Source organism: Empedobacter sp. UBA5036, assembly GCF_002415215.1.
Classification (GTDB): domain Bacteria; phylum Bacteroidota; class Bacteroidia; order Flavobacteriales; family Weeksellaceae; genus Empedobacter; species Empedobacter falsenii_B.
The window spans coordinates 1-12,292 of sequence record NZ_DICC01000037.1 but is presented as its reverse complement, the minus strand read 5'-3'; the positions used below and the strand labels follow the sequence as shown (position 1 = coordinate 12,292).

General features: G+C 29.9%; 11 protein-coding genes. 4 read left to right on the top strand and 7 right to left on the bottom strand.

Features of this window, described 5'->3' with window-relative positions:
* Window positions 1-77: 77 nt before the first annotated feature.
* From B4J88_RS06685 to B4J88_RS06675, 3 genes are all read left to right on the top strand, one after another.
* Window positions 78-1,847, top strand: coding sequence for a DUF262 domain-containing protein (locus B4J88_RS06685; protein WP_291066943.1), 1,770 nt, complete (start codon window positions 78-80; stop codon window positions 1,845-1,847).
* 4 nt (window positions 1,848-1,851) lie between these two features.
* Complete coding sequence (locus B4J88_RS06680) at window positions 1,852-3,945, top strand: DUF262 domain-containing protein (RefSeq protein WP_291066941.1); 2,094 nt, start codon at window positions 1,852-1,854, stop codon at window positions 3,943-3,945.
* Window positions 3,946-5,277: 1,332 nt separating this feature from the next.
* The gene (locus B4J88_RS06675) at window positions 5,278-5,703 is read left to right on the top strand and encodes a DUF6943 family protein (RefSeq protein WP_115000222.1); all 426 of its coding nucleotides are present in this window, start codon (window positions 5,278-5,280) and stop codon (window positions 5,701-5,703) included.
* A 149-nt stretch (window positions 5,704-5,852) separates the two neighbouring features.
* Here B4J88_RS06675 and B4J88_RS06670 read toward each other — a convergent pair whose 3' ends face one another.
* A complete protein-coding gene (locus B4J88_RS06670; protein WP_115000220.1) occupies window positions 5,853-6,656 on the bottom strand; it encodes a hypothetical protein in 804 nt (267 codons plus the stop codon).
* An 83-nt stretch (window positions 6,657-6,739) separates the two neighbouring features.
* Here B4J88_RS06670 and B4J88_RS06665 point away from each other — a divergent pair, with 83 nt between their 5' ends.
* On the top strand, window positions 6,740-7,234 hold the full coding sequence (locus B4J88_RS06665) for a thermonuclease family protein (protein ID WP_291066938.1): 495 nt from the start codon (window positions 6,740-6,742) through the stop codon (window positions 7,232-7,234).
* Window positions 7,235-7,429: 195 nt separating this feature from the next.
* On the opposite strand, the gene B4J88_RS06660 is transcribed toward B4J88_RS06665, so the two are convergent.
* The 6 genes from B4J88_RS06660 to B4J88_RS06635 form a co-directional block, all read right to left on the bottom strand.
* Window positions 7,430-7,609: a hypothetical protein gene (locus B4J88_RS06660; RefSeq protein WP_115002051.1), complete on the bottom strand. Its 180-nt coding sequence runs from the start codon at window positions 7,607-7,609 to the stop codon at window positions 7,430-7,432.
* 100 nt (window positions 7,610-7,709) lie between these two features.
* Window positions 7,710-7,916, bottom strand: coding sequence for a hypothetical protein (locus B4J88_RS06655; RefSeq protein WP_147279992.1), 207 nt, complete (start codon window positions 7,914-7,916; stop codon window positions 7,710-7,712).
* Window positions 7,885-8,112: a hypothetical protein gene (locus tag B4J88_RS06650; protein ID WP_115000470.1), complete on the bottom strand. Its 228-nt coding sequence runs from the start codon at window positions 8,110-8,112 to the stop codon at window positions 7,885-7,887. The genes B4J88_RS06655 and B4J88_RS06650 overlap by 32 nt, the downstream gene beginning before the upstream one ends.
* Window positions 8,099-8,515 carry a DUF5675 family protein gene (locus B4J88_RS06645; RefSeq protein WP_306822320.1) on the bottom strand — a complete coding sequence of 139 codons (417 nt, stop codon included), beginning with the start codon at window positions 8,513-8,515 and terminating at the stop codon, window positions 8,099-8,101. The genes B4J88_RS06650 and B4J88_RS06645 overlap by 14 nt, the downstream gene beginning before the upstream one ends.
* Window positions 8,512-9,267, bottom strand: a complete 756-nt coding sequence (locus tag B4J88_RS06640) for a hypothetical protein (RefSeq protein ID WP_115000472.1) — start codon at window positions 9,265-9,267, stop codon at window positions 8,512-8,514. Before B4J88_RS06640 ends, B4J88_RS06645 begins: the two co-directional genes overlap by 4 nt.
* 133 nt (window positions 9,268-9,400) lie before the next feature.
* Window positions 9,401-11,029 (bottom strand): helix-turn-helix domain-containing protein, encoded by a 1,629-nt coding sequence (locus B4J88_RS06635; RefSeq protein WP_181816306.1) that lies wholly within the window; start codon window positions 11,027-11,029, stop codon window positions 9,401-9,403.
* Window positions 11,030-12,292 lie beyond the last annotated feature (1,263 nt).

The following is a 12,292-nucleotide window of genomic DNA, read 5'->3' as shown; positions in this document are numbered from 1 at the left end:
ACAATTAAAAAATCAATAAAGTGTTAAAATCATTACTTATGTTTTAATACATTTATGAAAATTACATTTATTAAAAAATGAGTAGCATATCTATCAAGCCAATTAATGAATTTCTCCAATATAATTTCTTTATTCCATCATACCAAAGAGGTTATAGATGGACAGAAAAACAAGTCACAGATTTATTAAATGATATTTGGGATTTCATAGAATCCGATCCAACTAAAGAAGAATGGTATTGTTTACAACCAATTGTAATTAAACAACAGGATGAAAGAAAAGATGTTATTGATGGTCAACAACGTTTGACAACTATTTTTCTTATTTTGAAATATCTAGAAAAATTTATTGAAAGTGACGTAAAAACTTTTCAACTAGAGTATGAAACAAGAAATACGACTAAATCTAATAGTAAAGATTTTTTAAATAAAGTAGAGCAAAAAACTGAAAACGAGGCTTTAGACAATATTGATTATTACCATATATACAAGGCATTTGAAGCAATAAAAAAATGGTTCAAGAATAAAGCAAGCATTTATAGTTCTGTAAGTTCAGAATTTATTACTCCATTTTTGAGAAAAACAAAAGTAATCTGGTATGACTCTAATGAAGAGGATGCTGTGGAAATTTTCACTCGTATAAACAGTGGGAAAATTCCGTTGACGAATGCCGAATTAATCAAAGCATTATTTCTAAATAGTTCAAACTTTAAAAACAAAGATGGTAAAAATGAAGAAGAACAAAATGCAATTGCTGACAAAATCCGTTTAAAACAACTAGAAATTTCGAACGAGTGGGATTTTATTGAAACTACACTACATAATGAAGAGTTCTGGTGGTTTATCAATAAAGACGATAATGAAAAAGATACTCGGATTGAATTTATTTTTGAATTGATAGTAGGATTACCAAAGGTTAAAAACAAAAAAAATAAAGACTTTAAGGATTTTGAGGAATACTATAAGGAAACAGATGATACATATTACACTTTCCGAAAATATGCTGAAAAATTCAAAGTCAAATCTGAAAATGAAATTAATAACAATTGGAAAGATGTAAAACGCTGTTTTCAAACTTTACAAGATTGGTTCAATAATAGAGAATTGTATCATAAAATAGGGTTTCTCATTACCATTGGTCATGATATTAAACAACTAATTAAAAAATCACAATTACAAAGTAAAACTGAATTTATAGCATTTATTGAAGAAGAAATAAGTAATAAGTTTTCTAATATACAGCTTGAAAATATTCAATATGGTAATAAACAAGTTAGACCGCTTTTGTTACTACACAACATTCAAACAATGTTGAACAATACTAAAGAAAACTCACGTTTTCCATTTAATCGATACAAGAACGAAAAATGGGATATTGAACATATCCATGCGAAGGCATCAGATGCTAAAGTAAAAGATGACATAGAAGAGCAAAGAAATTGGTTATCCGAAAACTTTGAAAAAGATGTAATTGTGCATAACAACGAAGATTTAAATAATAGAATCACTAGTTTGATTAATAGGCAATCAATTAAAAAAGATGATAATTTCCAAGAATTGATTGAATATGTATTAGGTGAAGAAGATGATTCTTTACGTAATTTATGTCTATTGGATAGAGGCACAAATCGTTCGTATAAAAATGATTCATTTAAAAAGAAAAGGAAGAAAATTATTGAACAAGAGAAAAAAGGCACTTTCATTCCTATATGTTCAAGAAATGTTTTCATGAAGTATTATTCTGATGAATTAAAACAATTAGGTCAATGGTCAGAAATAGATAGAAATGCTTATTACACGAATATTAGTCAAATATTAAAGGACTATTTACCAACGCAAAACGATTAAAATGATGAATGAATATACATTTGAAAAACTAAGCTTTTGGCAGTTATTAGATAGTCGTAAAGTTGAAATACCTATTATACAAAGAGATTATGCTCAAGGTAGAGTTAAGAAAGAAAAGATAAGAAACAATTTTTTAGAGGCAATAAAAAGAGCTTTACTTTATACACCAATTGAATTAGACTTCGTATATGGTAGCGAGATAAAAAAAGTATTGCAACCGTTAGATGGTCAGCAAAGATTAACAACTCTATTTCTTTTGCATTGGTTTATAGCAACAAAAGAAGGTGTATTAGATGAAGCTAAGGAACGACTATTGAAGTTCACTTATGAAACACGTACAAGCTCTCACGAATTTTGTATAGAATTAATTAATAAAAGTATTGATTATAATAACTTACTTCCTATAAATGAAAAATTAGGTGTTACTAAAGAAAATCAGTTATCAGCAACAATAAAAAACGCCGCTTGGTTTGTTATTTCGTGGGAAAATGATCCTACGATTTCTTCTATGTTGATAATGATTGATGCTATTCATGCTAAATTTCAAAATAGTTCTGATTTTTGGACAAAATTAACGAATGAGGTAACTCGACCAATTACTTTTCTTTATATCAAATTAGAAAATTTTGGTCTTTCTGACGATTTGTATATAAAAATGAATGCTCGTGGTAAAGCATTAACCCCATTTGAAAATTTTAAATCTCGTCTTGAAAAACATATTAAAGATAACGCTTGGGAAAAAGATAGTATCAATCCCCAAGAAATGTTTGCTCATAAAATAGATACGACTTGGACTGATTTATTTTGGAAATACAGAAAAGAAATTAAGCGTATTTCTGACACTGGGGAGGAAACTATTGAATATAAAATAGATGATAGTTTAACTAATTTTATCACAGGAATAGCAATATGTTTTTATGCACAAAATTTAGAAATAATTGCGGATAAAGACAAAGAGGAAAAGGTTAGAAATGAACTTTCAGAAAAAAGTAAGTCCAAAAATATTTCAGAAAATGTAATAAAAAGAGAGAGAATAGAACGAAGAATTACTACTTTGTTTAATAATGCTAATGAAATTAATGCAACAGATTTTCCAAATAAAGAATCTTTTGATTATCTCGTAGATTGTTTAAATCTATATACACAAAAGAATTTTTCAGATCTAAAAGCAAATATTGATTTATGGAAATATTGCGAAAATACATTATTCCAAGACTTAATTAATAATGATAAATCAGAATGGCAAAATAGGGTTGTATTTTACGCTCAAACCGCATATTTATTAAATGGAGAATTTAATGAAAATACCTATAACGATTGGATGCGTGTTGTTAGAAATATAGTAGAGAACTCAACGATAGATAGCGCTGCAACGTTTATTTCAGCTATAAATTTAGTACACGAAATTTCTATTGGATCTTCCAATATATACAAATACCTATCTGAAAATGGTGTTAATGCAGGTCATGCTCAAAAACAAGTCAAAGAAGAAATTCAAAAAGCTAAAATAATAGTTTCATATCCCGACGCAAAACAAATTATTCAGGATACTGAGGATACTAATTTTTGCAAAGGTCAAATTGATTTTGCTTTGTATTGTATAGATTATGATATTGATAATGAACCTCTAGTTTCAACATTTGATAATAATAAATTTCATGATGTCTTTAATACTATTATTAGTCATTTCAACAATTTAGAAACCGTACTTCCAGATGATTTTAAAAGAGCCTTTCTAACTATTGGTAATAATGATTATTACGAAGTTTGGGGTAGTTGGTCACACAGTTTTGATAGTCATAAAAGATGGTTATTAGGGAAGTATAATGATCTAAAAGGATTTTCGTTAGATAAAAATTGGAAGAGAGACTATTTAAAGGAATTATTAATACAATTAGTTCAAAAAGGAAGTCTAAAGAACATTATTAATGACTATAATTTTCCATCTAACATTCCAAATTGGAAAATAAGATTAATTAAAGAGGAAAAACTTCTTAAAGGAGCAACATTTATTCTAATTCCTAATAATAATTCCTATTGCAAATTAGCCTGGCAACAAAGACCAAGTAAAGAAGATCAAGTAAAAAAAGTTAAGTAAATTTGGAAATAAACTTAAATTCCGATATAATTCGGGATTTTTTTTTAACTAGAATATTAGAAATAATTATGAAATAAAACGGCTTTTAATTTCGGTTAAATTGAAGGTTTGTCCATTCTAATCTATGGTACTGCCGCCATTTTATACTGTCATATTTTTTGCAATGTTCATTCGTCGGCTTTATTGCACATTGCTTAGTTTCGTACCTTACTAAGCAAAGAGCAAGCCTCCTCATTTCACAAGCAAAAAAACGCTACACTCCAACCACCACCACCGTTTCGCTTATGCCAGTACTAAAATTGGCGTAAGCTAAGTTACATAACGTGGCATTATAGTCCCTATTGGGCTAACGGGGTCAAGCCCCCTATAATAACGTTATGTAAAATAGCCAGTACCAAAGGTGTTCGTGCTAATTTGAACGTTTCTGCATTTAAGAAAAGCCGTTTTATTTCCACAACTCCCCGCCACCCTTATCAATGGTCAGAAAAAAATTAAACTATGATTTTTTAGTGGTGTCGGCTTTTGTAGGATGCTATTCCATTTCATTACATAGCACCCACATCGCCTAAATGGTGCTGCAAGAGTAGTTCAGCCTTTCCATTCATATTGCTTTGTTTATAGTGGTCGCAGGCAGATGCTCACACACAGTCTACAAATTACTATTGCTTGCTTTGCAAACTTCGCAATCTTTGTAAACTTGCAGTTCGCATTTTGCCTGCTCCTTTTTGAAAGAGGTAAGCAATAATTCATTCTCAGGCATTCACTACACTTGCCACAGCACCATTTCCACATTTGATTTTGGTATAGTTTATTTTTTTCTGGAGTTAATTGCCCCAAGAGTTGTGAGAGGTAGTACCAAGAACTCAAAGTTTACCACAAGACGAAATGTTAGGAAATATCTTAATCAAATACTACCCAGTATTTCCAACTCATTCGAATTAACAAGACGATATGTTAGAGAATAAGTGCTGAAAATATTATCCAATAAATCAACTTTTAAGTTGGAAAAGGAAAACAGCTTCTGCACATTTTTTCATCAGTCATCCTTTAGAAGATGAGGCAATCACATCATATTTCAAAAAATAAAAAGGAAAGCAAGTTAGGCTGTTTCGGTACTGCTAACGCACAAAGCCGTAAAGGTCAAGCCCTACGGGTTTTGGATAAAAAATCTCCACCTATACAGGTTGTATTTTTTATCCAAAAACCTTGACTGCTTTGCCTCACCAGCCTTTTAATCGGCTTTCTTTTTCTTTTTTTTCCGTTTTTTTTTCTGTTTTCTTTTGAAAAAATGATGCGAAGCGTGAGCGAGCAATAAATTTTAAAGCTCGTATTATGCAAAAATTTGAATTAAAAACTTTCAGCCCAAAGAATCAAAAATCACAATTTGAATTTTACATTCTGAACAAAGGTAAAAACAGTGGCAAACCATTAGATGAACCTTGTGCAAATTGCTTTGTATTAAGTACAAATTCCGAAGAAGAAAAGCAATTTTTCAAAACCCTGTGCGATGGATTATTCAAATCTAAATCCTACTACAATTATTTGAAAGGATCAGTGATTTTATTTGTAACTATTAACGATTGTAAATCCATCATCAAAAACGGATTAATACAAGCAAATGCCAATTTACCCCAGTTTAAAAAATCTGTAAAAGCCATTAAAGAATTAGAGCAAAAAGAAAGACAATATTTAGAAACATTACAGCTCATTTCCGAAGCTAAAAGAATAATTCTATACCGATACATTAAAAGGCGTTAAAAAGCCTTTATTTCGTGTTTAAATAACAGATAATCAATACATATTCAATATATGATTAATCATTATAGGAAAATTAATGCAAAAAGTAAAAGCCTACTCAAACGAGCAGGCTTTCCAATTTTCCGAAACCTCTAATCTCTAATGATGAATTAGAATATCTTTACAACCTTCATTGCATTACCTTGAGCAAATAAATAATAATTTCCATTTACTTCTTGGTAAAACTCAACCGCTAAAATATTAACTACCGAAACATCCGCAGAAAGGGTTGGAGAACCTGGTAATGTCGTAGCAACAGAAATTGCAGAAGTCATTGCATTTACAGATAAATAACCCGAATCAGCTGTAGCAGTCAATCCATTATTTACGTTATCTTTTGGTTCGTAAGTTTTAGTAATTGGATTATATGCAAAGTCAGATAAAACCGTAATGGCATTGATAATTCTAAAATGCGTAGCACCAGCAGGAATAAACATATTATCCAATGGATTAAATGGTGCAATTGCTAATGTTGACTCATCACGATCTACATTTGAAGTAATTGTGTAAGGAGCATTAAAAACACCATTTAAAGAAGAAAACTTATTGAATTCAAAACCTTCTAAATATTGAGGAGCAGCAGTAATTAAAATTGCTCTTTGACCTCTGGCTTCTGAACCATCTTCTAAATTAATTTTCTTCATTACCGCAGTAATACGACCTGTCACTTGACTATCAGCATTATTACGAATTAGATTTGCAATACTTGTTCTAAATGAACGACCAGTAGTAGCACTACCACCAAATTCATTCATATTTTCACGAGTACGAACGAAAGCAGGATCGCTTGCAATTTGTTGTGCAGTTGGTCCGCCTTTTAACCCTGCATAGAAACCTTTGTTTCCTTTAATCTTGAAATGTCTAACGTCTCCTAACGTTCCAACATACTTAATGTGTCCACTCTGTCTAGCCATAATATTAAATATTAATTAGTTACAAATTATTATCGTAAATTTACATATAAAATATTGATAATCAGAATGTTAAATAGTGCAATATGAAGCAATTAAATGTAATCGGTCAGACAATTTCAAAAACGCATCTTAAAATTGAAAAATACAATGATGGAGATGGTATTTTTGTAAAAGATTTAATTACGAACGAAGTAATTGAAATTAGATTTTATGGTATTGATGCTCCAGAATTAACACTTTGTAAAAAACTAAAACAAGACGAATTGGAAACATCTGTATCAGGAAGATTATTAATTGAATTAGGTTATAAATCATTAGAATTTTTAAAAACATTAGTTCAAATAAATGATCCAGTAACCTTAATTCAAGAACGTGATAATACGAAAGATAAATACGGAAGAACTTTAGGATATTTAATTTTAAAAGATGGAAGGATTATAAACGAAGAAATGATTAAATTTGGATTTGCAAAAGCCTATAATAAAATACATTGTAATCAGTTACCATTGTATCAAGAATTGAATCTGAAAGCAAAATCAGAAGGGTTAGGGCTATATTCTTATGTTAAAAATTTCTAACTGAAAATCAGTTATTTTCCTTTGTTTTCTGTACAATTTCTATAGATTTGTTGCCCATTTGTTACCTAAATCACTTAACTACCTGAATATCAATATTAATTACTTTTTGCATCGGGAAATAATACTTATTAAAAATTATGTTATATAGAAAAAGGTTTTCAATTAAAAAATTGAGAACCTTTTTCATTTTTGGTTTTACGATTTCATCTTAAAAGCAATCAAAAATTCGTCAAAAGTTAGGAAGTCATTTTTATCTTTTCCGATTAATTGCTTGGCTCTATTGAGTAATCGAAGACTTTGCCTATATCCTTTCCCCGTAATAATTGATACATCTTTCGGATAAATCACCATTCTTTGTAATTCGTTATTTTTCATTTCTGTAATAATTAGCATTACCTCAATGAAACTTAAATGAATGTTGTTAAAATTTACATCAATAAAATAAGATTTCCAAATCTTACTTGTAATCAAACACTTAGTCTTCGTCGTAAGGGTTGTTTTTCTTATGCAGTAAGTATGATGTTCCATAACTGCATATTGCTCCTACTATTCCCATACAAATCGTATAAACAAGTTGTTCCCATTGAATGGTCGCTACCAAACTTGTCATTGTTCCTCCTATTGTTCCAACAATTAACGATGTATTACTATTATTCATCATCATTACTTTGGTTCTTGTCATTTACAGTCAATTGACTGACAGCTGATATTACTCCTCCTGCTACGGTCAAATAACCTCCTATCGTCACTAATGTTGCTGGTAATGCTATAGGAGCAGCAATTAATACACCTCCAATTGCAGCTAAGGTTAATCCTATATTTCGTAGTTGTTGGAATAATTTAGGTGTAGGTGCTGTAAAGCGATTAATAATTGTCATGTTGTTTACTTTTAATCCTTAAACTTACTTTTTGATCACGATCAAGTTTATCATTTACTAGAGTTTTAAGTTTTGTAAATGCTTTTCTTGATAACTCTCCTCTCCCTTCACCTGTTAATATGGTTACTGGAGCTATACATCCTTGTAATTCAGTTTTTGCATGATTGGCAGGATGAATCAAAATCAATGAACGATTGGGTACATTTGTAATCAGAAAATGTTGACCAAATTTTGGTGAGCTTCTCTTTTGGATTGCATAACATCCTTCTGGTATACATGAATTGCGGGGTTCGTTCTCCTTCCATGGTAACTCGATCGTATAACAAATAAACTTATCGTTGATGAATAAGCTACCATTTGTACCATTCGGATAATACATTCGTTCTACTACAATTGTCATCATGGTAAATTGATTTCGATTAAATGTGCTGCATTAAAACTTCCATTTTTTAATGGATACAAAACGGTATTCACCTCTTGGTAGAATTCGATTCCAATTGCTAAAGCGATTGTATGTTCTGAATTTGGAGGAAGATTGTTCAATAATTCTACATCATTCACTTCTACCTCATCGTATGGATAATAATCGGTATACGATGTTTTGGTAATGAATTCGTTCTTCTCAAAATCAATTTCTGTAGAAGCTGCTACAAATCGGTAATTGGTAGCTCCTTGTGGTGCTATTATCACATCTAAGGGTTTGTATGCTTCTAATGTAAATTTTGTTTCACCAGAAGTACGTTCTATATCTACTTGTACAGGAATTAATACCGTTTTCAACCACGCTGCACCTGCATTAAAATCAAAGCCTTTCATCAGTAATTGATTTCCTTTGTGTACATTTCTTTGCCCACGAGCATTTGTAGTATCTTCTTTTAGGATACCATGCATTACTTTTGTGAGACGACTTGATAATTTGCTGTCTTTTGCATTTTTTATGATCGCATTGAATGCGTTTCGTAGTGTTTTTCCAGCAGTACCTGCATTCTTAAATTCTTGCATATTTTCTCTGGTACGCTGAAATCGCGGATCACTCATTATGGTATTACGGTCTATAGAACTTTTTTCTCTTACCATATAACCATCTTTTGATTTGTAGAAGTTTAAATCTCCGATTGAACCTCTAAGTTTTAAAAAGCCTTTTTGCTTCGCCATTTTTTTATAATTTTAAATTAAACATTGATCTCCATTGCGCAATGGTTTTGTAAAGTTGCAATAGCGATCTGTTTAAAGCAATAGCTAAGTCTTTTTTAGCCCTTGTATGTCAATAAATTACACTAATAAACCATTATATACTTTCTTTATTTTTTTGTTTTTGAATTTTTATAAAATCTAAGGGACGCAAGCCCGTTTCACTGTAAAAAACATTTGAAAATTGTCTTGGATTCATATAACCTGCTATTTCTCCTAATGCCCCTACACTATAATTAAGGTATTGTGGTTGTTCTTGTAATAAATCAGTAATAAATTTTATTCTCAACCGATTGATGTAAGAAGGAAAATTAATTCCTTTGTACTGATTGACACATTTTGATAAATAAGTGGTGTTTGTTGAAAATGATTTTGCCAAACTTACTACTGTTATATTAGGGTTTAAAAATTCTCTGTCCCGCTCAAATTCTTCAAATTTTAATAGTAAACTTTCAAATGCTTCTTTATTCAAATCCTCTTCATCTTTAATCGATATTCTCCGTTCTGTGTAACTTGATTGAGCAGATTCTTCAATAAACAGATTGTACTTTTCGATTAAATGTTTATTTTTATTTCTAGTTTTTACAATTCCTACGATCAATACTATTATTCCAGTAAAACACGCTGCCAATACGTAATATAATTTTTGAGACTTATTCAATATTTTTTCCTTTAATTTGAGCAATTGCACTGTGTCATATTCTTTGTATACAACTTGACTCATTTCTGCATCTAGCTTATAATTTAACTCATCCATTTTTAATAATTGATTGATTACATATAGTTGTCTGTTCGTATCAGAAGCTACCAATGTTTCCTCTAAAATGTTTTCGTATATCGGTCTATATTTAATTTCTAAGAAGTTGTATTCATTGAAAATACTATCTATTTTGTTAAAATATATTATTTTATGTTGTTGATTATTCAATTTATCAAATGCCTTTGCTTTGTAGTAATAAATTTTGGTTAGTGTATTAAAATCATTCGTTTTTATTAAAATATCTTCTTTAGTTGATAATAATTGAATAGACGTCACAAATTGATCATTTAAAAACTCATCAATTGCTTTATTTATCGTAAAGTATCTATGGAAAAATTCGTTATTTTCAAGTTTGCTTTTATTTAATCCTAATTGATTCAATTCTTTCGCTTTTGCTTTGTTACCAACTTCTTGATGGAGAGATGCTAATTGATATATTGTATTTAATAAATAGGCTTGGTAATCTTTGTTCTCTGGTTTTGATTGAAAAAAGTTTTTACATTTCAGCAACAATTCTTCTGCTTGGTTACATTGATTTAATTTGATTTTTATCATTGCCATATTAAATGTTACTTTATGTAATAAATATTGGTCTTTTGAATATTTTAACTCCTGATCTGCATATAAATAATTTTGTAACGCCTCTCTATAATCTTTTGCTTTGTAATAGGCTAGCCCTTTTGATAATAAAGCTGTTGCTATTAAATCTTTGTTTTTTAATTTCCGGGCAGTAATTATCGCACTATCTGCATATTCTATTTGAGTATTTAAATGACTTGAAAAAAAGATTCCTTCTTTATAAGCATAAAATAAATTTAGCTTATCCTTTTCTTTTTTAGCATTTCTTATATACGCTTGCACATAGATCATCGCATTTGGATGATGCTTTTCATGTACTAATTCATCCAATTTTTCTATTAGATAGGCATTATCTTTTGAGGCTAAGGAATCAACTTGATTAGCCATTGTTATAAGCGGAAGTAGAAAGAGTATGTATGTGTACACTACAACTCTTTTCATGGTATAGATTTATTGATTACTACTAAAATACTTTATTTTATATCGTAAATCGTTTATTAAGTACTTAATCGTTTAAAAGTGTATAATTTATAAATTATACATTCTTTTTATAAAATGTACTTGTTGTAATCTTTGTTGTTCTATAAATATCTCTAGTTTTGAATGTCTTTGAACAAATAAGTCTAATCGATTACTTCAAAGAAACTTAAATGATGAATAAAAAAGAGAAGTAAAACTTCTCTTTTTTATTACCTCAACTTTATTGCCACTCTACTGCCACTATGTTGCCTTCATCTTGCCTTCATCTTGCCTTGATGTTGGGAGTATGTGGTAATGTGGTAATGTGGTAATGTGGTAATGTGGTAATGTGGTAATGTGGTAATGTGGTAATGTGGTAATGTGGTAAGCAAAATTAAAATTTTGAAGTAAGGTTTGTTTGTTTTTTCTTATTAATTTCTTCGTTCTCTTTCGTGATGGATTTTGTCATTCTGAGCCTATCGAAGAATCTCTTTTTATCACTTTTTTATTCATAGCTTATCTATTTTAATTATCGGTATTCATATGCCCTACGGGGAAATGAGCAAAAAAGTAACCAAAAAGTCAAGGCTGTAAACCTCTCTACTAAAAATATTCTCATTCCACTAAAGATTTTAAAAACCCTACGGGCTAAAACCTTTTTAACGTTACATTCAAATATTTTCTTAACGTGAGAGTTTTAATGCCGGTTTCTCCATCCTTTTTCCAATACTCAAATCCACTTTTAACAACAGATTTTGTCATTCTGGACTTGTCGAAGAATCTTATTTTCATTTTTATTCATGTTTTTGTTAATTCTATTTTAAATGAATTCATGTACCCTTTGGGGAAGTCTTGACACAAAAACATTTGAAATTAAAAATTTGAGATTAAGAGGAGAAGCTCCAGTGGAGCTTAGGTAAAATTGTTACAAGTTGATTAATAATTATATGTTCATTTTTATTCATGAGTTATTATTGTTTTTAAATGAATTCAGCTTGACGATTTATTTAGATTCATTCTGGTCTTGTCGAAGAATCTTATTTTCATTTTTATTCATGTTTTTGTTAATTCTATTTTAAACGAATTCATGTACCCTTTGGGGAAGTCTTGACACAACAACATTTGAAATTAAAAATTTGAGATTAAGAGGAGAAGCTCCAGTGGAGCCTAGGTAAAATTGTTACAAGTTGA

What these genes read in the sequence shown, in the direction of transcription:
- B4J88_RS06685 (WP_291066943.1), top strand. Translation starts at nt 78, where the DNA reads ATGAGTAGCATATCTATCAAGCCAATTAATGAATTTCTCCAATATAAT.
- B4J88_RS06680 (WP_291066941.1), top strand. Translation starts at nt 1,852, where the DNA reads ATGAATGAATATACATTTGAAAAACTAAGCTTTTGGCAGTTATTAGAT.
- B4J88_RS06675 (WP_115000222.1), top strand. Translation starts at nt 5,278, where the DNA reads ATGCAAAAATTTGAATTAAAAACTTTCAGCCCAAAGAATCAAAAATCA.
- B4J88_RS06670 (WP_115000220.1), bottom strand. Translation starts at nt 6,656, where the DNA reads ATGGCTAGACAGAGTGGACACATTAAGTATGTTGGAACGTTAGGAGAC.
- B4J88_RS06665 (WP_291066938.1), top strand. Translation starts at nt 6,740, where the DNA reads ATGAAGCAATTAAATGTAATCGGTCAGACAATTTCAAAAACGCATCTT.
- B4J88_RS06660 (WP_115002051.1), bottom strand. Translation starts at nt 7,609, where the DNA reads ATGAAAAATAACGAATTACAAAGAATGGTGATTTATCCGAAAGATGTA.
- B4J88_RS06655 (WP_147279992.1), bottom strand. Translation starts at nt 7,916, where the DNA reads ATGACAAGAACCAAAGTAATGATGATGAATAATAGTAATACATCGTTA.
- B4J88_RS06650 (WP_115000470.1), bottom strand. Translation starts at nt 8,112, where the DNA reads ATGACAATTATTAATCGCTTTACAGCACCTACACCTAAATTATTCCAA.
- B4J88_RS06645 (WP_306822320.1), bottom strand. Translation starts at nt 8,515, where the DNA reads ATGATGACAATTGTAGTAGAACGAATGTATTATCCGAATGGTACAAAT.
- B4J88_RS06640 (WP_115000472.1), bottom strand. Translation starts at nt 9,267, where the DNA reads ATGGCGAAGCAAAAAGGCTTTTTAAAACTTAGAGGTTCAATCGGAGAT.
- B4J88_RS06635 (WP_181816306.1), bottom strand. Translation starts at nt 11,029, where the DNA reads ATGGCTAATCAAGTTGATTCCTTAGCCTCAAAAGATAATGCCTATCTA.